The following is a 20,010-nucleotide window of genomic DNA, read 5'->3' on the forward strand; positions in this document are numbered from 1 at the left end:
ACCTAGCTCAGCTGGCAGTAACGACTAGCCTACGCAACCCGACCTTCGTTACGACTTGGGATGAGGTCGGTCCTCATGCTGGGAGGCTGGTTGTGGCTGTGCGACGTTGGGTGCCGTCACCAGTACCTCTGGCGATGCTGGGTGTGGCGGTCGCGCTGGCAGGCAACCTGGCCACCGGCCTGGTCGAAGTAAAGCAGCCGTGGTGGCCTCCAGCCGTGTTCGCCGCGCTGGGGTTGCTGGTCGCGGGTGTGCTGGTGCTGGAGACGGTGCGGCATCGGGCCGAGCGGCTCCAGACGCAGCTGGGGCCGGTCGAGGTGCAGTCCCGGGTGTTCGGGGCTCTCCCACGGCAGGCGTGGCAGTGGCAGCCGCGGCCGCAGGAGGAAAAGGCGGTGCGGGAGGCGCTGGGACGGCGGGGCAAGACGGCGTTGGTGGCGTTGCCGGGTGCGCGGGGCGCAGGCAAGTCGCAGCTGGCTGCCGGCTACGCCCGGTCGTGCCTCGATCAGGGCTATGACCTGGTGGCGTGGATCAATGCGGAGTCCGGGCCAGTGCCCGAGCTGGCGGCGCTGGCAGCCCATCTCGGGCTTCCGGGAGTGGCGGAGATGCCGCCGGAGCAGGCGGCGGCCGCGGTGTGCCGGTGGCTCGCGCGGGAAGGCCGGGCCCGGCGGCTGCTGGTGTTCGACAACGTCGACGACCCGGACGTCCTGCACGGCTACGTCCCGTCGGCGGGGTCAACAAAGGTCTTGATTACCACCAACCGGCGGGAATTCATGACGATGGCCGGGATCGCTGTAGTCGAGGTCGGCATGTTCACACCGGCCGAAGGAACGGAGTTCCTGGCCCGGGCGACCGGCCTGGACTCGGCCGGTGATGGGGCACGGTTGGGTGAGCAGCTGGGCTGGCTGCCGCTGGGGTTGGCTCAGGCTGCCGCATTCATCAGCCGGACCGGGATCTCCTATGCCGAGTATGCGCGGCTGCTGCAGCGTCAGGACTTGGATGAGACGTTGCGTCAGCAGGCCGGCGCCGACCACCCTGGGGTGCTGAAGGCAACCCAGCTCAGCTTGGCAGGACTGGACGAGGCGGACAGTAGCGGGGACGCGGCCCGGTTGCTGCGAGTGCTATCGCTGCTGTCGCCGGACGGGGTGAGCCGTGACCTGCTGGTGCAGGCCGAGCCGCAGCTCGGTTTGCACAGCGGAGTGTGGCCTGCGGTCAGCACGTTGGCGGCGGCGTCGCTGGTCACGCTCGGCGGTATCGCCCAGGCGGCCGCCTACGGTGAGGACCGTCGGGTCGTCGCGGTGCACCGGCTCACTGCGTTGGTGGTCCGTCACGAAGCCAGCCGACCGCCCGGTGATGATCAGGCAGCCGCCGTGGACACCGCGGCCCGCCTGCTGGACGCGCTCACCGACCGGTTCCCCCGCGCCCAGGTCGCGCTGCGCCGTGATGAGCTGGACGAACTCGCCGCCCACCTCGACGCCGTACTCAGCCATACCGACGAGCCGTCGCCGTTGCTGCTCGTTCAGGCCGATTGGATCGCCGGGCTGCTGGAGGAAGCCGGCGATCTGACCCGTGCGCTGCCCCTGTTCGAGCAGACCCTCGCCGGCCGTGAGCGGGTGTTGGGCGCCGAGCACCCAGATACCTTGACCTCGCGGAACAACCTCGCCGGCGCCTACATGTCGGCCGGACGCCTGGACGAGGCCATCGCCCTGCACGAGCAGAACCTCGCCGACTACGAGCGGGTGTCGGAGGCCGAGCACCCAGACACCCTGACCTCGCGAAACAACCTCGCCGCCGCCTACAAGTCGGCGGGACGCCTGGACGAGGCCATCGCCCTGCACCAGCGGACCCTCGCCGTAAGCGAGCGGGTGTTGGGCGCCGAGCACCCGGACACCCTGACCTCGCGAAACAACCTCGCCGACACCTACTGGTCCGCGGGACGCCTGGACGAGGCCATCGCCCTGCACGAGCAGAACCTCGCCGACTACAAACGGGTGTTGGGAACCGAACACCCAGACACCCTGATCTCGCGGAACAACCTCGCCGGCGCCTACATGTCGGCGGGACGCCTGGACGAGGCCATCGCCCTGCTCAAGCAGAACCTCGCCGACCGCGAGCGGGTGTTGGGCGCCGAGCACCCGGACACCCTCGCCTCGCGGAACAACCTCGCCGGCGCCTACGAGTCGGCGGGACGCCTGGACGAGGCCATCGCCCTGCTCAAGCAGAACCTCGCCGACTACAAACGGGTGTTGGGAACCGAACACCCAGACACCCTGATCTCGCGGAACAACCTCGCCGACACCTACAAGTCGGCGGGACGCCTGGACGAGGCCATCGCCCTGCACGAGCAGAACCTCGCCGACTACAAACGGGTGTTGGGAACCGAACACCCAGACACCCTGACCTCGCGGAACAACCTCGCCGCCGCCTACAAGTCGGCGGGACGCCTGGACGAGGCCATCGCCCTGCACGAGCAGAACCTTCCCGGTCCGGGGCCGTCCCAGATGTCTCACCGACGCTGAGACGAGCAGTCAGCGAGGATGCTTCACCAGTCTTCTACGTTGCCCCATGGCGGTGGGGCATCTTTGCCGGAGCGGGCGTTCGGGTTCGCCGTCGCCGCCGGGGTGCGGCTGGGCTGGTGGCAGAGTCGCCCGGCGCACGTACTCGCCACAGAAGGGGTCAGCCTGGCGCTGCTGTGACGTCCACCATGGTGCTCGCACCCGCACGCGGCTCAGGCGCCCGAAGCAACCCAAGGCTACTTTCAAGATCCGTTCAAACGCGTCCAGCGGAAGCCCAGCGCGCGGCATGTTCCCAATGCGTTCCCGAATGACATGGAGCCGCCTAGCATTTACCAGCCTTTGCCCAGGTCGGTGCACCTTTCTCGGCGCGACGCCGTCTGGCCCTCCGGAGGCAGGTGTCGCAGGTTCGAATCCTGCCGAGGGCACCCCTTTTGAATAACGGCCAGACGGCCCCTACCAGCGAGAACGCCGTAGAGGCCGATTCGCGACTTACCCGGCCAACCATGGCGGGCCACGGCCGAATCCGGGCGTCTGTGTGCGATGCGTGTGCGCGCTCACCGCGGCGGCGTGCCCAGCACGCGCTCGATCTGCCGCTTGGCTGCCTCCTCCCCGCCGTCGAGGAAGCTGGCGTAGACCTCCAGCAGCACAGCGACCGACTGACCGGCCCACTGCGCGACCGTCGCGGCTGGCACCCCGGCAGCCAACCAGGTGCTCACCGCGGCGTGGCGGAGGTCGTACGGCCGGCGTGCCAGCGGACCCCGCGCTACTTCGACCGTGAACGTCGCCTCACGGGCCGCACGGAACACCTTGGTGTAGGTGACCTTCGAGACGGTCCCCCGCGCTCACCGACGAACAGGCGGCCATCCGGGCCGTAGCCGAACCGCTCGACGTGGCGCCACAGGATGGCGGTCAGCACCAAGCCTACCGTGACCAACTCCGACGTGTGAATGCGCGAGCAAGGGAGAGGAATCCGCCCGAAGGCGCGCACTGCAGGCTACAGTGCCGGACTCATGAGCACTGATATCACGATCACACTTCCGGATGGCACGCTACTGGAAGGCTCGGAGCCGATCGTCATAGTTGGCCCCAACGGGAGCGGCAAGACGCGGCAGTCGCGAAGCATTTTCACCGGACTACCCATGGAGTTCGTGAACGCTTTGCGAAACACACGCGTTGCCCCCGAACTGCCAATCATGGGTTTTGACAGTGCCCGAAGTCAATTTTTCCAACAGAAGAACCAGGCGCGCAACAATTTTTGGGACTTGACTTCCGAATTCGACTTTATGTTGTCACAACTCGTGGCTCAAAGTTCAATGGCGGCAATGGCATTCACGTCGCGCTACAGAGAAAATCCCGAATCGGCGGGCAGCCCTCCGGAGACGCCCTTGGAGAAGGTCCAGGATCTCTGGGCAAGAATATATCCTGGCCGCAAACTGGAGTGGCGAGAGTGGAAGCCATTCGTATCAAGTGTCACACAGAGCACCGATCCGGTAGAGTACAGCGCCTACCATATGAGCGACGGGGAAAAGGCAGCACTATATCTCGCTTCACGCGTCTTTTTAGCCGACCCCGGCGTGATCGTTGTCGACGAGCCAGAAACACATTTTCATTCGCTTCTAGCGGTACGAATCTGGAACGAACTTGAAGACGCCCGACGGGATATAAGATTCGTATACGTTACTCACGATTTGACTTTTGCACTATCGCGAAGGTCCGCACGTTACGTAATTGCCAACCCTACCAACGGTCTTCGAGCCATCGACCTTGACGACAACTTGCCCGACGACGTGGCCGCAGCACTCCTAGGTTCCGCCTCCCTATCCTTCTACGCGTCCAGGATATTCTTTTGCGAAGGCGGAGAGAGCAGCTTCGATAGCCGTGTATATAAGGCGTGGTTCAACGGCTTGGACACCGTCGTAAAGCCAGTTGGAAGCAGTCAGATGGTACTGCGGTGCGTAGATGCACTTAGAACGTCGGGCGTAGCTCAAGCCCTCGAATCAAATGGAATTATCGACTCCGATTATCACCCAGATAATTTCAAAACAAGTCTGCCGGCCGGCGTCCATGTGCTAGCAGTCCACGAGATTGAGAGCCTCTTCTGTCTGAGCGGAGTTCTGCGCACAGTATGCGACCACCTAAGACGGAATTTCGACGAACCGAACTACCTTAATCAACTCCGGGCGAGCGTTTCGGAAAGTCAGCGCCATCAGCTAATTATCCAGCGCTGGAAAGCTCAGCTTGAACCCAGGCTCGCAGGGATCGTGAGCGACGTAAGCAAGCGGAATATGTCGATTGACAAACTTGCGTCCGAGGTGCCCAGCATCTTCGATGAAGCAAATTGGAGTTTTTCGCCAAAAGAAATCCTTGAGAGCGAGAAGGAGTTCGTTGAATCCGCCCTCGTCACTGGCACGATTGAACAAGTCTTATTGGTCGTCCCCGGAAAGCAATTGTTGCCGATTGCCGCGCGAGAAGCAGGCATGAATGTTGCTGCTTATACAGATCTAATAATCAACTCTCTTGATGTTAAATCGATCAACCTCACCACCTTTTCCGAAGAGCTAGTCAAAGCCCTTGGCTCTTTCCTGCCACAGCGGAGAGTGAATCAAAATAGTTGACCTCAGCGTCGAGGCAGCACAACGCCGCAGCGAGCACGACTCGCAGTGATCGGCCTCCACGCAGCGCGGGCCAGAACCCGGCTCAGAGGAGGGCAGGCGACTAAGCAGCGGGAAGCGCAAACGGAACGACTCGCAGAGCGGGGCCAACAGGCCGTGACGATGACGGCACTAGCTGAGATCGTCGAACATGGCCTCACGGCACTCCTGCTGCACGGCTGGTAACCAACCATATCGCGGGGGCACGCGCACGCCGCAAGATCTTGCACTCCGAGAGCGCCGCTCGCGGCCTTTTGTGGCAGGACTGACACAAAAGGCGGTAACTCGCTATCCCATTTAGCCCACACCCTCTGCGCGCCGCTGCTTGCGAAGACCCAAGAGAGGGGAACGACGATTATCTCGCAGCAGTTCAGGGAACGTTATCAGCCTAAGTAGATACAGGTATGCCAAATCAGGAAAATCGGGCGGAACTTCGCCATTATGAGCGATTAGCAGAGTGTCACCCCGGCTGGTTGGCCGCCCCCCGAACGAGTGACCTGCGTTGCGCAGCATTCGGAGCCAGAGTGCGACTGCGCGATCTTTTTCATACTTTCGCGAGCCGTGAACGTCATCCGGCAACTCAATGCGGCCATCTGGATCAACCAAAGAACTCATGAAGAATCCGTCTTGTAGATCCTTTAGCGCCTGAACCGCCACCTCGGCGCGAGGAAGTAGCACTTTGGCCACCCTTGCGGGAAGTTCACCTTTGATTTCATCTAAGCACGCTTCTGCCTTCGACGCAGTGCACATCGGCTCAAAGTCAAGCAACTTCAGGCCGGAGAGACAATCCAAGGTATCGAAACAAAGCATCCTCGCAGCGTGTCGATCACGATCCAGTGCCGATATTGATTGAACATTCCGAAATATCTGCTCAACACTGAGAATACGCTCAAGCTGACGCCTTGGATCTAGACGACCAGATGAATCGACAGAATTCGACGGGTCCGTCAATTCAGCGAATAGCTCATTCAACTTTCGAGTCCACCAGTGCAAAGACTCCTCAATATCGGCGCCGTCGACCGACACTCGCACCTTTCTCGACTGAATTACCGTCGGAGTAGAAGGATGAAACTTCTGCAATGGCTCTGGTGGATAATGACGACGCCCTGGAACCTCCTGCCCGAATGTGTAAATGACCACGCCACCCGCACGAGCTGCATCGATACCCCAGACCCACGGAGACAGTGAAAGAAGTAGCGGGGCCAAGTAGGAACCCAACCCCATCATGGTGTCCGAATACAGGCCGTTAGCGCTTCGAAATTTCGCTCCATCTTCAGGTCTATCCGTGCGCATTCTCGGATCATGCTCCAGTGCCAACAAGACCCTCGGAATAGTGAATCTATGCTGCAATGCTTTGTTGATCTTGAGCAGCCACGCGCACGCCCCAGGGAGACTCTCAAGTAGAGTCTCGCGAAATACATCTCGGATTAACTCAGGCAGTTGGTTCTCGTGACAGGAAAGGGTCGCCGTCGTGATCTGCGAAAATACTGCCCCTAATCCTGTGTCATTTCGAGAAATTCTCTGTATCTCGTGATTTATAACCTCCACCGGTATCGAGATAAAGGAAGATTGCGGCGGCAGTGTCTTTAGTTCGGAAAACGAACCAGGGGAATCGATATTTCCAGCGTGAGCCAGTTTCTTGAGGTCTATTAGCTTCGGCGACTGCCTCGCCCTGCGTTCGGCAAGGCCGACCCTGTACGCCTGCTGCTCTTGATCGAAAACCATCTTCCAGCCGAAGTCGCGTGCCATCCCGAATGGGTCGCCACCCCATATCCACTCTGGCAGATCGATAAGGGCGTCACGGCTGGCCAACCACTGAGCCACAGCCCGACGCTCGGCGGAGTTTCGTGCACGAACGTTCATACCCGCATTTTTGCACGCTCTCCCGAGTTTGAAGTGGTTTAAAAGCTGTTTCGACGTGGCCGCCCTGAGCCCTTGCCGGGTGACCACCCACTGTGAGTACAGCGGGGAGTTGTGATCAGCCCCCAGTCCGCCCGTACGGTGCCGGGGACCAACCGACTGTGCTACGAGGTTGCTGCACGCCGCCGGTCTGCTCGGGGTGAAAGTGGACACCGGACCCGCGCACGTGCGCCCCGCGGTAATCACCGGCCGGGTGTGACAGGTTGGGGTGGCCGGGGTGTCACACCTGTCACTCTGTCCCTTTACCTTGTCTGACCTGCGGGTTTAGGTGGGACAGGAGAGGGACACCTACGGTGACAGTGTCTCTCCCACACTAACGGTATGTCTCAGTAGTCACTGAGAGACGAGAAAGAGGCTGAAACAGCGCTGAGTGGAGACACTCTCCACCCCCTGCTGTTTCAGCCTCTCTTGGACGCAGGTGTGCAATGCGTGTGCAAGCCGACGTCTCGACCACTCCGCGGACGCAACAACCCGCAGGTCAGAGCCACACGTCGCCCTGTTTCAACCCATCCCTCCGGAGGCAGGTGTCGCAGGTTCGAATCCTGCCGAGGGCACACAAATCCAACCCTCCCACGGACCACTGCTGGGAGACGATGTGACGCCGTCCGTGATGCGGGCGGCGTTTTTCTTGTCCATGACCCGCAAGGCCACGAAGCGGCAATCTTCCCGGCGTGGATCTCACGCTCGATGCCGTGGCCAGTGTCAGGAGCGTCCACCAACTACCGACGCCGGGCTCGCACCTCGATCGCTCGGCCGGTCAACCCGAAGTCCGTCCATCAGAAGATCCAGCAACCGACCCGCCATCGCCCTCTGCTCAGGTGAGCCCGCCACGGTGAAGATGCCGATGAGAGCCGCCGCGATGTCTTCTGCGGGGATGTCTGCGCGGAGCTGGCCACTCGCTCGCCCGGCTTCAAGAATGGCCTCGATGGCCGCCAGTAGCTCGGCTCGGGTGTCGGTGTGGGCGATCTCCCCCGATTCCACCATCGCCAGCAGCGTGTTGAGCATTCCGTTCTTGGTCGCGATCCAGTCGCCGAACAGGTCCATCCAGCGGCGCAGGGCCGCCGGCGGGTCGAGCTGGGTGAGCAGCTCGTGGGCTCCGGCGGTCAGCCGGGAGACCTGGTCCCGGTAGACCGCGTCGACCAGGGACTCTCGGGTGGGGAAGTGCCTATACAGCGTGGCGATGCCGACCCCCGCTTCCTGGGCGATCGCGCGCATCGACGGCTCGTCGGCGGCCGAGGCGAACATGCGGGTTGCCACGTTCAGGAGCTGTCGGCGGTTGCGGGTCGCGTCCGCCCGCGGGCGGCGGGGCTCTGCGGGAGGCAAAACGGATCACGCTCCACTTGTGCTACGGTCGGGTCGTTAACCGAAGCGTAGTCCGTTTAAGTGGTTCAGGAGACAGGCGAGCATGGCAGAAGCGAGCGTCACCACGAGCCGGGCCGTCCAGTTCGAGGCCTTCGGCGGGCCGGAGGCCCTGAGCGTCCGCGCGGTACCCGCGCCGCAGGCCGGGCCGGGACAGCTCCGCGTGCGGGTCACCGCGGCCGGCCTGAACCCGATGGACTGGTTCATGACCTCCGACGCCGAGACCGCCGCGCGGTTCGGCCTGAGCCTGCCGTGCGGGTTCGGCACCGACTACGCCGGCGTTGTGGATCAGGTCGGTGACGGCGTCAACGACTTCGCGGTCGGTGACCGCGTGTTCGGCGGCGCCCTGTCCCGCGCGGTCGCCGATCACGTCGTCGTGGATGTGGGCGGGACCATCACGGTGGGCGGCGAGGCGTGCCGCACCCCGGACGGCGTCGACGACCGCACCGCGGCCACCCTGGCCATCGCGGGCCGCACGGCGGCCGCGGCGCTCGCCGTGGTCGACCCCGGTCCGGGGGACACGGTGCTCATCGGCGGCGCGGGCGGCGGGGTGGGCGTGTTCGCCGTCCAGCTCGCACGCCTCGCGGGCGCGCGGGTGATCGGGACGGGGTCGGCCACCTCGGCCGGTGCTCTGCGGGACCTGGGAGCCGAGCCGGTCACCTACGGCGACGGCCTGGCCGAGCGGGTCCGCGCGCTGGCTCCCGGCGGCGTCACCGCGGCCATGGACCTGCACGGCACGGACACCGTGCGGGCGGCACGCGAACTCGGCGTGCCCGACGCGCGCATCACCCTCATCACCGCCCTGGTCGACGGGATCACGTCGGCGAACGGCGCCAACGCGGCCCCGAGCGCCCTCGAGGAAATCGCGCGCCTGGTCGCGGCGGGCCGGATCCGGGTGCCGATCGCGGCCACCTTCCCGATCGAGCGGATCCGCGCCGCGGTCGAGCTGCAGGCGGGACGTCACGTGCACGGGAAGGTCGTCATCGACCTCCAGGCATCAGCGGATGCACTCTGAAAGCGTTTTCAGTACAGACGACCCGCTTGGACCACTCGGCGCGCCACAACCCGATGCTACCTTCGCCTCACCGGGAATCCGGGACGCTGGGAGCGCTCCCGGATCCGGTGTCCGGCACATTCCTGCTCGCAAGGAGGCGCGCATGAGTTCGCACGGGATCGCCAAGAAAGCGCTTACAGCCGCTGCCGCACTGGTCACGGTGGCCGCACTGGCGCCGCCGTCGGCCGCCGCGGGTACCACCGTTTACGTGGCGCCCAACGGGAAGGACTCCGCCGCCGGTACGCAGGCGGATCCGACCACCCTCACCTCGGCGCTGACCCGGATCGGGGCCGGTGACACCATTTCGCTGCGTGGTGGCACCTACTCCTACGCCCAGACCGTCACCATCGCGCCGGGCAACAACGGCACTTCCAGCGCGCGCAAGACGTTGTCCGCCTACCCCGGCGAGAAGCCCGTGCTGAACTTCTCGGCCATGGCGGAAGACCCGGCCAACCGCGGCCTCGCCGTCAACGGCTCCTACTGGCGCATCGCCGGCATCGTCGTCGAACGCGCCGGGGACAACGGGATCTTCGTCGGCGGGAGCAACAACGTCATCGAACGCGTCATCACCCGCTACAACCGCGATTCCGGGCTGCAGATCTCCCGGATCGCGTCGAGCACGCCGAAGGAGCAGTGGCCGTCGAACAACCTCGTGGTGAGCTCCGAATCGCACGACAACGCCGACTCCGACGGAGAGGACGCCGACGGGTTCGCCGCGAAGCTCACCGCCGGGCCCGGGAACGTCTTCCGCTACGACGTCTCCCACAACAACATCGACGACGGCTGGGACCTCTACACGAAGACCGACACCGGCCCGATCGGCCCGGTGACCATCGAGGACTCCCTCGCCTACGCCAACGGCACGCTGAGCAACGGCACCGTCAACAAGAACGGCGACCGCAACGGCTACAAGCTCGGCGGCGACAAGATCGCCGTCAACCACATCGTCCGGCGCGACATCGCCTACCGCAACGGCCACCACGGGTTCACCTACAACAGCAACCCCGGGTCGATGACGGTCTCCGACAACGTCGGCATCGACAACGCCGAGCGCAACTTCTCCTTCGACACCGGGACGTCGGTGTTCCGCAACGACACCTCGTGCCGCTTCGCCAGTGGCGGCTCGAACGACAAGACCGTCGGCAACGCCGACAGCTCGAACCAGTTCTGGACCGGCAAGAACGGGTCCCGCTGCTCGTCCTACGCCGGCACGCTGAAGTGGTCGTTCGCCTCCGACGGCCGGCTCGTGGTCACGTTCGGCTGACGGCGACGGCGGCACGAACCTGTTGAAATGCTGTGAACCCGGACAGACCCGGCACTCCCCACCTCCCCCACCCGTTCTCCGGGTAGCGGAAACGGAGGGGACCATGGGTGCACTAGGGACGCTGCTCGGGTTCTTGCTGAGCCTGTACCTGCTCGTGCTGGTCGCGCGGATGGTGCTGGACTGGGTCGCGGTGGTGGCGAACACGCCGCCGTGGGCGCGGCGGGCGCGCGGGCTGGCCTACGCCGCGACCGAACCGGTGATCGGTCCGGTGCGGCGGGTCGTGCGGCCGGTGCGGATCGGCGGGCTTTCGCTCGACCTGGCCTTCACGCTCGTCTTCGTCGGCGTGATCGTGCTGCGGGGAATCGTGTACGCCCTTTAGAGCGTGCCGCGGAAGCTCGACGACAGCCGGTCGACGCTGCGCTCGAGCTCGGCGCGGAGGCCCCGCAGGTCGACGCCGTCGGGGTCGATGAGGGCCTGCATCGAGATGCCGCGCAGCTGGGCCAGCAGCGCCGAGGCGTACGAGTCGGGGTCGCGGACACCGGTGATGGAGCCGTCCGCGACCCCGCTGGCCACGGTCTGCGCGATGGCGAACCGGAACCGGCGGTCGGCCTCGGTCAGCGCGCCGCGCAGGGCCGAGTACTCCGCCGCCGCGTCGCCCCAGAGGGCCAGGAACGCCTGGTTGAGCGTCGGCATCGTGCGGATCAGCTCGAAGATGATGTCCAGCAGTGCCCGCAGCATGTCCATCGGCGTCGCGGTCGCCGAGCCCGTCCGGGCCGCGACAGCCTCGCTGTAGACGTCGGTGAACGCTTCGACGGCGTGCTCGACGAGCCGCCGCCCGAGCCCGTCCTTGTCCCCGAAGTGCTGGAAGACGACCGATCGCGCGTAGCCGGAGCGGGCGCAGACGGCGCCGATCTTCAGCCTGCCGAAGCCCTCTTCGGCGATCAGGTGGGCAGCGGCATCCAGGATGCGTGCTTCGACGACGCCCTCGCCGTCCTCCTGGATCCGGCCGTCGGCGGCGCGATCCACCCGCGTCATGTTAGCGACTGCAACCGCGCGCCACTGGCCGAACCGTCAGCGGACCGTGCGCGAACGGTCAGCGGTGGCCCCCAGTCTCGGTACCGGCACCCACCGATCCGAGAGGAACCCCCGATGACCGCCAGGACCGTGCTCGTTTCCGGGGCCGGCATCGCCGGCCCGTCCGCCGCCCACTGGCTGCACCGCGGCGGCTACCAGGTCACCGTCGTCGAGTCCGCGCCCGCGCCGCGGCCCGGCGGCCAGGCCGTCGACTTCCGCGGCGAGCAGGTGAAACTGCTGGCCGCGATGGGCGTGCTCGACGAAGTCCGCCGGTACGAGACGGCGATGGGCGACCAGACCGTGCTCGGTCCCGACGGCCGTCCCGTGCTGACCGTGCCCGGCGCCGCGTGGAGCGGCGAGGTCGAGATCCTGCGCGGCGACCTCGCGCGGATCCTGTACGAGCGCACCGCGGACCACACCGAATACGTCTTCGGCGACCGCGTCACCGCCCTCACCGAGACGGCGGACGGCGTCGAAGTCACCTTCCGCCACGGCGCGCCGCGGAAGTTCGACCTGGTCGTCGGGGCCGACGGCGTGCACTCGGGGGTGCGGGCCGCCGCCTTCGGACCGGAGCCGGAGTTCCGGACCGACCTCGGCTTCGGCATCGCCGGGTTCACCGCGCCCAACCACCTCGGGCTCGACCACACCAGCATCATGTACAACGAGCCCGGCCGCGGCCTGACCGTGGGCAGCCACCGGCTGCCGGACCGGCTGCACGTCAGCCTGGTCTTCGCGGCCGACGGCGTCGAACTCCACCACCGTGCGCCGGGCGAACAGCGGGCCCTGCTCGCGCGGTTGTTCGCGGACACCGGCTGGGAGACGCCGAAGCTGCTGGAAGCGCTGCCCGCGGCCGACGACCTGTACGTCGATTCGATCAGCCAGATCCACCTCGACCGCTGGGCGAAGGGGCGGGTCGTGCTGCTGGGCGACGCCGCCTGGTGCGCCGGGCCGGGCGGGTCCGGCACCGGGCTGGCGATGATGGGCGCCCAGGTGCTGGCCGGGGAACTCGCGGCGGCCGGCGGCGACCACGTGACGGCGTTCGCGCACTACGAGCGGCGGCTGCGCAAGGCGGCCACGGTCGGGCAGAAGAACGGCAAGGGCGCCGGCGACTTCCTCGCACCGTGCACGGCCGCGAAGATCCGCAGCCGCAACCGCGTCTACCGGATGCTGAGCACGCGGTTGTTCGGCGGCATCTTCGTCAAGATGACCGACCGGGCGGCCAACGCCCTCGAATACCGGGAATACCCGGCGCTCACCGCGGCCTGATTCCGCTCATCGGGGGACCCGGCTGGCGACCCGGCGTGAGGTGGGTCACCCTCGACGCCATGTCACCGCGGCGGGCCCCCGAGGCGCCGGTCAGGACGGCGCTCGCCGGACTGGCCGTGCTGACCCTGGGCGTGGTCACGGCGCTGAACGTCCGCTCCCTGCCGGTGATCGGCGACGGGACGACGTACTCGGCCGAATTCGCCGAAGCGGCCGGGCTGGGCGAAGGCAACGACGTCCGCATCGCCGGCGTCGAGGTCGGCCGGGTGTCGGACGTGCGGCTGCGCGGCGGCCACGTGCTGGTTTCGTTCCGGGTCAAGGGCGCCTGGCTGGGCGACGCGACCGGCGCGGCGATCCGGCTGAAGACCGTGCTGGGCCAGAAGTACCTCGCCCTCGACCCGGGAGGCGAGGGCACGCTCGACCCGGGACGGCCCATCCCGCGGTCGCGCACCACGGTGCCCTACGACATCCTCACGGCGTTCGGCGAGCTGGCGTCCACAGTGGACAAGATCGACACCGCGCGGCTGGCGAAGAGCTTCGACACGCTGTCGGCGACGCTGGCGAACACCCCGCAGAGCGTCCGGGCGGCGCTCACCGGGCTTTCCCGGCTGTCGGACACGCTCGCCTCGCGCGACAGCCGGCTCGCCGCGTTGCTGGGCAACACCCGCGTGGTTTCGCGGACGCTCGTCGACCGCGACGCGGCCGTACGCCGGCTCCTCGAGGACGGGAACCGGCTGCTGGCGGAGCTGAGCAACCGCGAGGCGGCGATCACCGCCCTCCTCGACGGCTCGCGGCGGCTCGCGACGGAGCTGTCCGGGCTGATCGGCGAGTCACGCCTCGACCCGCTGCTGACCCAGCTCGACCAGCTGACGTCGATGCTGGAGCGCAACCAGGACGCGCTGGCGGCGGGGATCCGGGGGCTCGCCCCGTTCGTGCGGCTCGGCACGAACGTCGCCGGAACCGGGCGCTTCGTCGACGGCTACCTGTGCGGGCTGGTGCTGCCGTCGTTCGGGCCGCTGAACGAAGAAGGCTGCCACGGCTAGGACCTCAGGCGCGCACTCCCCTGCGCGGCGGCGCACAGGGTGCTCTCGCCCCGGCCGTCCACCGTGTACAGGTCGCAGCGGCAGGTGGCGCCGGACCGCCCGGCCCGCACCACGACCGCGTGGGCCCGCAGGGTGGCCCCCACCGCCGGGCGGAGGTAGTCGATCGTGAACCCGGCGGTGAGCAGCGCGGGCCCGAGCACGCTGCCGGCGGCGAAGGTGAGCGCGTTGTCGGCGGCGTAGGCCAGGACCCCGCCGTGCAGGAAGCCGTTCTGCTGCTGGAGTTCCTCGCGGACGTCCAGTTCGAGGGTGGCGGCGCCGTCGCCGAACTCGGTCAGCCGGGCGCCGAGGAGCCGGCTGAACGGCTGGCTCGCGAGCCCCGCGCGCGCTGCTGCGATGTCGAGCATGACCCCTCACTTCACTAGTGAAGTCAGCATGGCGCGGCGTGGCTCCGGCTGTCAAGATCGGCGCGTGGCCGAACCCGATCAGCGCCTGTTCTTCCTGCTCCAGCAAGCCGCCCACCGGCTGCGCGTGGCCGCCGACCGCCGCTGCCTCGCCGCGGCCGGGATCACGACGGCCCAGCTCGGGGCGCTCTTCGCCGTCCGCGAAGGCGGGTTGACCCAGCGAGAGCTCGCCGAGCGCCTCGGCCAGCGCGAATCCGCGGTGACCGCGATGGTCGCCCGGCTCGCCGAGGCGGGCCTGGTCGACCGGCGACCGCACCCGCGCGAACACCGGGCGGTGGTCTTGCGGCTGACCGCGGCGGGCGAGGAAGCGCTGACCCGCGCCCGCCCGGCGATCGAGGAGTTCAACGCGCGGCTGGTGGCCGTCCTGGGCGAGGCGGGGTTCCGGGACACCGTGGAAGGCGTCGGCAAGCTCGCGCGCGGCGAGTGGTGAGGCCCTAGGCCACGATCAGCCGGAAACCCGCGTCCCACTCCGGCAGTTCCAGGAGTTCCCGGTGCTCCTCGTGCCAGCGCCCGGACTCCAGGTCCGCCGCCAGCCGGGCCATCCCGCGCGAAACCGCCGCCGGTGCCGTCTGGGCCAGCGCGGAGCACGACCGGCGGACCGCCGGGTCGAGGTAGGCCTCCGGCCGCCGCCAGTACGCCGGGAACACACCGTCGGTGAAGTCCCACGGCACGGGCAGCGGAACCACCGAAGCCGCGCCCAGGAAGTCCGCGATCTCCGGGGCCGAAGGACGCGACGACTCCAGCACGGCCACCTCCGGCACGTACTCCCGCACCAGCCAGAAGTCGTTGTGCAGCGCCGTGTCGTACGCCAGGACGACCTGGCGGCCCGAGACCCGGCGCAGTTCGGTGAGCCCTCCGCGCCAGTCACCCCAGTGGTGCACCGTCAGCACCGCCAGCGCCGCGTCGAACGTGCCTGAGGCGAACGGCAGCGCCTCCGCGACCGCCCGCACCACCGGCGCGGCCTCGGGGGCGCGCTGCCGGATCATCTCCGCCGACGGCTCGACCGCGACCACCCGGCGCGAAGGCGGCTCGTAGGACCCCGTCCCCGAGCCGACGTCCAGCACCGAAGCCGCGGAACCCAGCGCGGCCAGCACCGGCGCGAGCCAGCGCGAGTCGGTCCGCCTGCCCAGGGTGTAGCCGACGCCGATCTCGTCGTAGCGCGCCATCAGCGCTCCGGCCCGTCGCCACCGTTCTGCTCGGCCAGGAACCGCTCGAACTGGGAGCCGAGCTCCTCCGCCGTCGGCATGTGCTCGACCGACTCCGCGAGCAGGCTGCCGCGGTCGGACGCCTCGATGAACGTGTCGTACTGGCGCTCCAGCGCGCGGACGACGTCGGCGATCTCGTCGGACTCCGCGACCTGCCGGTTGATCTCCGCGTCGGCGAGCTCGGCGGCCGCGCGCAGCTCGCCCTCGGGCAGGGTCAGCCCGGTCGCGCGGCTCAGCGCGTCGAGCACGATCAGGGACGCCGCCGGGTACGTCGACTGCGCCAGGTAGTGCGGCACGTGCGCGGCGAAGCCCATCGCGTCGTGGCCCCACTCGCCGAGGCGGTACTCCAGCAGCGCCGCGAGACTGCCCGGCACCTGCAGCCGGTTCGGCAGCGGCTGGTTGTCGCCGACCAGGTCCTTGCGGGTCGCGTGCGCGGTCACGCCGAGGGGGCGGGTGTGCGGGGCGCCCATCGGAATGCCGTGGAAGCCGGCGGTCAGCCGGACGCCCCAGCGCTCGACCAGGTTCCGGACCGCCGCGCAGAACCGCTCCCAGTCGTGGTCCGGCTCCGGGCCGGACAGCAGGAGAAACGGCGTGCCGTCGGTGTCGTGCAGCAGGTGCACCACCAGCTCCGGCGCGTCGTAGTCCTCCCAGTGGTCGACCGCGTAGGTCATCGTCGGCCGCCGCGAGCGGTAGTCGATGAGCCGGTCGACGTCGAAGCGGGCGATCACCCGGTGCTCGCCGCCCAGCAGGTGCTCGGCCAGCAGACGGCCCGCCGAGCCGGCGTCCATGAACCCCTCGAAGTGGTGCAGCAGCACTGCCCCGGTCAGGTCGGGGACGTCCGAGTCCACCTCGTACAGGTCGTCGGGATCGAGTCCCACCGGATCCTCCTGCTCTCCCACATGGCTGTCCCTCAAGCACAACACACCCCGAGAGGGATTCCATTCCTCCAGCGGTGTCGCCGATCGTAACGCCACGCGTTCGAAGCCCGTTCGGATCGTCATCGTGACCATGGTCCTGGGCACGCAAGGCACCGATCGGGCACGCTTGAGCCGTGAGCGAACACACCACGAACACGGCGTTGCGCCTGCGGCCGCCGGCGAACCGGGTCAGCCGCCGGGCCATCGGCTACTGGACGGTGACCGCCTCGATCCTGTGGATCATCCTGATCGGCGTCCAGACGCTCATCGTGGTGACCAGCGACGACGCGCCGGCGTTCCTGACCGTGACGCTGGTGGTCTCCGGCGTGCTCGGCCCACTGCACCTGATCGTGATGCCGCAGTGGCGTTACCGGGTGCACCGCTGGGAGGTCACCGGCGAGGCGGTCTACACCCAGGCCGGCTGGCTGAAGCAGGAGTGGCGGATCGCGCCGGTGTCGCGGATCCAGACCGTCGACATCGAGCGCGACCCGTTCGAGCAGCTGTTCGGGCTGGCGAAGATCACCGTGACGACGGCGTCCGCGGCGGGCCCGCTGCGCATCGCCGGCCTGGCCCGCGACCGCGCGCTCGCGCTGGCCGACGAGCTGACGAAGACGACGCAGGCGGTCCGGGGAGACGCGACGTGACCACCGGGGCGGTCGTGACGCCGCCGGCCGAGGGCACGCAGGACGCGCCGTGGCACCACCTCGACCGGCGCATGCTGCTCATCCGGCCGGTGCTGGACCTGGTGAAGTCGCTGCCGGTGCTGCTGGGCGCGCTGCTGTTCGGGCACGGCGAGCCGTGGCAGTGGGTCGGTCTCGTGTTCACCGCGATCGCCGTGTTCACCGGCGTCTCGCACGTGCTGACCTCGCGCTACCGGATCACCGGAGCCCAGGTCGAGTGGCACACCGGGCTGCTGCTGCGCAAGCAGCGGGCCATCCCGCGCGACCGGATCCGCACGGTCGACGTCACCTCCGAGCCGAAGCACCGGCTGTTCTCGTTGGCCGCCGCGCGGATCGGCACCGGGCGGCACTCGCACGGCAAGGGGCCGGGCAAGGACGAGCTCGTCCTCGACGCCGTCACCATCGCCGAAGCGCAACGGCTGCGGACCCTGCTGCTGCACCGCAAGGCCGAGGCGGCGCCGGATGAAGCCGCCGCCCCGCCGGAGCAGCTGATCGCCGCGGTCGACAAGCGGTGGCTGCGGTACGCGCCCTTCACGCTGTCCGGGCTGGCGGTCGTCGGCGCGGCTGTCGGCACCGTCTACCACTTCGCGCACGAACTGCACTTCGACCCGATCGAGTTTTCGCTGGTCCAGACGGTCGTCGGGCACTTCGCCGACACCCCGGTGTGGCTGAGCCTGGTGCTGGCCGCCGTGGGGCTGCTGGTGCTCGTCTCGCTGCTGTCGATCGGCGGGTACGTGCTGTCGTTCTGGAACTTCCGGCTCACCCGCGAGCCCGCCGGCACGCTGCACATCCGGCGCGGCCTGATCACGACGCGGTCGGTGTCGATCGAGGAGGACCGCCTGCGCGGCGCCGAAATCCGCGAACCGCTGCCGCTGCGGCTGGCCGGTGGGGCCCGCTGCGTCGCCATCGCCGCCGGGTTGCGGGAAGGCAAGAGCGCGGACAAGGGCGGCAGCCTGCTGCTGCCGCCGGCACCGCTGGCGCGCGCGCACGAAGTCGTCGCCGAGGTGCTGGGCGAGGATCCGGCCGCGACGCCGCTCGTGCGGCACCCGCGCCGAGCGCTGTACCGGCGGCTCTCCCGCGCGGTCCTCGGCGTGCTGCTGCTCGCCGCGGCGCTCTCCGGACTGGCGTGGCTCGGCGCGCTGCCCGACTGGCCGTGGCAGGTCGCGCTGGTGCTGGTGCCGTTCGCCGCGCTGGTCGGCTGGGACCGCTACCGCGGCCTCGGCCACGCGCTCACCGGCCGCTACCTGGTGACCCGGTCGGGCTCGCTGGACCGCGGCACGGCCGCGGTCCGCTGCGACGGGCTGACCGGGATCGTCGTCGAGCGCTCGTACTTCCAGCGCCGGGCCGGGCTGGTCACGCTGATCGCGCCGGTCGCCGCGGGCAAGGGCCGGTACCACGTGCTCGACGTCGGCGAGGCCGACGGGCTGGCGCTCGCCGACCGGGCCCTGCCCGGCCTGCTGACGCCGTTCCTCACCGGCGACCGGGACCGCGGCTGACACTGCGCCGGCGCGGCTGGTGTCACGGAAACCTTACGGCGACCCGAACTCCGTCTCGATGTTCGACGGCACGGATCGCGGTGCGTGCACGTCGTCGAAAATCGGGCACCGCGCGGCTGGTCGTACTACAACAAAAAGCAGGTCGGCACGTTTCGGTGGATATTCAATGCGCTGTGGCAGCACCGGCGTGACCGCTTTCGGAAGCCGCCACCGGGAATACTGGCCTTTCTTTCACACTACGTGCTAATTTATTCACCCCGTGTGATAGCGAAGGTCGTTTTTGTCTCACCGAGAGGTCACGATGACGCCTGCCGTCAGTACCGTCGACGGTTCCGCCACCACTTCCCCCCGGCGCACCCCGGGTGCCAGCAGTTCCCGCAAGGTCCTTCAGCTGCTGCTGGCCTTTTCGGAGCGCCGGTGGGAGGCGAGCGTCGCCGAGCTGGCCGCGATCATCGGCACCCCGGTGGCGACGACCTACCGGTACGTGGCCCTGCTCAAGGAGCTGCAGCTGCTCGAGGAGGGCCGAGCCGGGCACTACCACCTGACCAGCCAGGTGATGCCGCTGGCGCGGGCCGCCCAGCTGGCGAACGACATGGTGCGGCTGGCACGGCCGGCCATGGAGGAAGCCGCGCGGGAGCTGGGCGAAACGGTCATGTTGTTCCAGCAGTTCGGCGACTCCGCGGTGTGCGCGGACCGCGTCGAGTGCGACCGCGCCATGCGGTTCACGTTCGAGCCGGGGCATTCGCTGCCGCTCGGCGTCGGCGCGTCCGGCAAGATGCTGCTCGCGCTGCTGCCGGAGATCGAACGCGAACGCCGGCTGGCGTCGATCGTCGAACAGCGCGGCACCACCGTGCGCGACGAACTGAAGCGGGCACTGGAAAACCGGTACGCGGTCAGCAGCGGCGAGATCGACGAAGGCGTCTGGGCCTGTTCGGTGCCGGTGCAGACGATCGGCAGGCGGCCCACGGTGCTGAGCATGGCCGGCCCGGCCGCCCGGATCACCGAGGAGACGCGGCACACGGCGATCACGGCCCTGCAGGAGTACGCGATCCGCATCCAGCGGTCGATCTCGTCTTATTCGCTGTGAGAATCCCGCCCGGGCGCGTAGAACTG

The 20,010-nt window shown here is 67.9% G+C and carries 18 protein-coding genes; 11 read left to right on the forward strand and 7 right to left on the reverse strand.

The genetic code is table 11. From position 1 onward, the window contains the following. The first annotated feature begins 134 nt into the window (after nucleotides 1-134). Complete coding sequence (gene fxsT / locus DV20_RS05760) at nucleotides 135-2,513, forward strand: FxSxx-COOH system tetratricopeptide repeat protein (protein ID WP_235190714.1); 2,379 nt, start codon at nucleotides 135-137, stop codon at nucleotides 2,511-2,513. A gap of 551 nt (nucleotides 2,514-3,064) precedes the next feature. Here fxsT and DV20_RS46405 read toward each other — a convergent pair. Further along, nucleotides 3,065-3,202 (reverse strand): hypothetical protein, encoded by a 138-nt coding sequence (locus DV20_RS46405; RefSeq protein ID WP_235190715.1) that lies wholly within the window; start codon nucleotides 3,200-3,202, stop codon nucleotides 3,065-3,067. Nucleotides 3,203-3,520: 318 nt separating this feature from the next. Here DV20_RS46405 and DV20_RS43670 point away from each other — a divergent pair, with 318 nt between their 5' ends. Further along, nucleotides 3,521-5,125: an AAA family ATPase gene (locus DV20_RS43670; protein ID WP_160169701.1), complete on the forward strand. Its 1,605-nt coding sequence runs from the start codon at nucleotides 3,521-3,523 to the stop codon at nucleotides 5,123-5,125. A gap of 333 nt (nucleotides 5,126-5,458) precedes the next feature. Here the strand turns inward: DV20_RS43670 and DV20_RS44715 are convergent, their stop codons facing one another. Together DV20_RS44715 and DV20_RS05770 are read right to left on the reverse strand one after the other, a co-directional pair. Continuing rightward, nucleotides 5,459-6,985: a hypothetical protein gene (locus tag DV20_RS44715; RefSeq protein WP_152603635.1), complete on the reverse strand. Its 1,527-nt coding sequence runs from the start codon at nucleotides 6,983-6,985 to the stop codon at nucleotides 5,459-5,461. A 798-nt stretch (nucleotides 6,986-7,783) separates the two neighbouring features. Further along, nucleotides 7,784-8,404 (reverse strand): TetR/AcrR family transcriptional regulator, encoded by a 621-nt coding sequence (locus tag DV20_RS05770; RefSeq protein WP_051735801.1) that lies wholly within the window; start codon nucleotides 8,402-8,404, stop codon nucleotides 7,784-7,786. 82 nt (nucleotides 8,405-8,486) lie between these two features. Between DV20_RS05770 and DV20_RS05775 the strand changes: the two genes are divergently transcribed. The 3 genes from DV20_RS05775 to DV20_RS05785 all read left to right on the forward strand — a co-directional run bounded on the left by DV20_RS05775 (nucleotide 8,487) and on the right by DV20_RS05785 (nucleotide 11,137). Then, on the forward strand, nucleotides 8,487-9,455 hold the full coding sequence (locus DV20_RS05775; protein ID WP_043776950.1) for an NADP-dependent oxidoreductase: 969 nt from the start codon (nucleotides 8,487-8,489) through the stop codon (nucleotides 9,453-9,455). A gap of 142 nt (nucleotides 9,456-9,597) precedes the next feature. Beyond that, nucleotides 9,598-10,758: a right-handed parallel beta-helix repeat-containing protein gene (locus DV20_RS05780; RefSeq protein WP_051735802.1), complete on the forward strand. Its 1,161-nt coding sequence runs from the start codon at nucleotides 9,598-9,600 to the stop codon at nucleotides 10,756-10,758. Between the two features lie 103 nt (nucleotides 10,759-10,861). Then, on the forward strand, nucleotides 10,862-11,137 hold the full coding sequence (locus DV20_RS05785; protein ID WP_043776952.1) for a YggT family protein: 276 nt from the start codon (nucleotides 10,862-10,864) through the stop codon (nucleotides 11,135-11,137). On the opposite strand, the gene DV20_RS05790 is transcribed toward DV20_RS05785, so the two are convergent. Further along, on the reverse strand, nucleotides 11,134-11,793 hold the full coding sequence (locus tag DV20_RS05790) for a TetR/AcrR family transcriptional regulator (RefSeq protein ID WP_043776954.1): 660 nt from the start codon (nucleotides 11,791-11,793) through the stop codon (nucleotides 11,134-11,136). The genes DV20_RS05785 and DV20_RS05790 overlap by 4 nt on opposite strands. 114 nt (nucleotides 11,794-11,907) lie before the next feature. Between DV20_RS05790 and DV20_RS05795 the strand changes: the two genes are divergently transcribed. After that, entirely contained in the window at nucleotides 11,908-13,098 is a 1,191-nt protein-coding gene (locus tag DV20_RS05795) for an FAD-dependent monooxygenase (protein WP_043776956.1), read from the forward strand. Nucleotides 13,099-13,157: 59 nt separating this feature from the next. Further along, nucleotides 13,158-14,138: an MCE family protein gene (locus DV20_RS05800; protein WP_043776958.1), complete on the forward strand. Its 981-nt coding sequence runs from the start codon at nucleotides 13,158-13,160 to the stop codon at nucleotides 14,136-14,138. Here the strand turns inward: DV20_RS05800 and DV20_RS05805 are convergent. Beyond that, nucleotides 14,135-14,542, reverse strand: a complete 408-nt coding sequence (locus DV20_RS05805) for a PaaI family thioesterase (protein WP_043776959.1) — start codon at nucleotides 14,540-14,542, stop codon at nucleotides 14,135-14,137. The genes DV20_RS05800 and DV20_RS05805 overlap by 4 nt on opposite strands. 64 nt (nucleotides 14,543-14,606) lie before the next feature. Here DV20_RS05805 and DV20_RS05810 point away from each other — a divergent pair, with 64 nt between their 5' ends. Then, a complete protein-coding gene (locus DV20_RS05810) occupies nucleotides 14,607-15,029 on the forward strand; it encodes a MarR family winged helix-turn-helix transcriptional regulator (RefSeq protein ID WP_043776960.1) in 423 nt (140 codons plus the stop codon). Nucleotides 15,030-15,033: 4 nt separating this feature from the next. On the opposite strand, the gene DV20_RS05815 is transcribed toward DV20_RS05810, so the two are convergent. Together DV20_RS05815 and DV20_RS05820 are read right to left on the reverse strand one after the other, a co-directional pair. Then, nucleotides 15,034-15,765, reverse strand: a complete 732-nt coding sequence (locus tag DV20_RS05815) for a class I SAM-dependent methyltransferase (RefSeq protein WP_043776961.1) — start codon at nucleotides 15,763-15,765, stop codon at nucleotides 15,034-15,036. Beyond that, nucleotides 15,765-16,682: a proteasome assembly chaperone family protein gene (locus tag DV20_RS05820; protein WP_043776962.1), complete on the reverse strand. Its 918-nt coding sequence runs from the start codon at nucleotides 16,680-16,682 to the stop codon at nucleotides 15,765-15,767. The genes DV20_RS05815 and DV20_RS05820 overlap by 1 nt, the downstream gene beginning before the upstream one ends. Nucleotides 16,683-16,855: 173 nt before the next feature. On the opposite strand from DV20_RS05820, the gene DV20_RS05825 reads away from it, so the two are divergent. The 3 genes from DV20_RS05825 to DV20_RS05835 all read left to right on the forward strand — a co-directional run bounded on the left by DV20_RS05825 (nucleotide 16,856) and on the right by DV20_RS05835 (nucleotide 19,984). Then, complete coding sequence (locus DV20_RS05825; protein ID WP_043776964.1) at nucleotides 16,856-17,365, forward strand: PH domain-containing protein; 510 nt, start codon at nucleotides 16,856-16,858, stop codon at nucleotides 17,363-17,365. 71 nt (nucleotides 17,366-17,436) lie between these two features. Then, nucleotides 17,437-18,897, forward strand: coding sequence for a PH domain-containing protein (locus tag DV20_RS05830; RefSeq protein WP_235190720.1), 1,461 nt, complete (start codon nucleotides 17,437-17,439; stop codon nucleotides 18,895-18,897). Nucleotides 18,898-19,198: 301 nt separating this feature from the next. Then, a complete protein-coding gene (locus DV20_RS05835; RefSeq protein ID WP_043776966.1) occupies nucleotides 19,199-19,984 on the forward strand; it encodes an IclR family transcriptional regulator in 786 nt (261 codons plus the stop codon). Nucleotides 19,985-20,010: the final 26 nt, after the last annotated feature.

It is taken from the genome of Amycolatopsis rifamycinica (genome assembly GCF_000695625.1).
Classification (GTDB): domain Bacteria; phylum Actinomycetota; class Actinomycetes; order Mycobacteriales; family Pseudonocardiaceae; genus Amycolatopsis; species Amycolatopsis rifamycinica.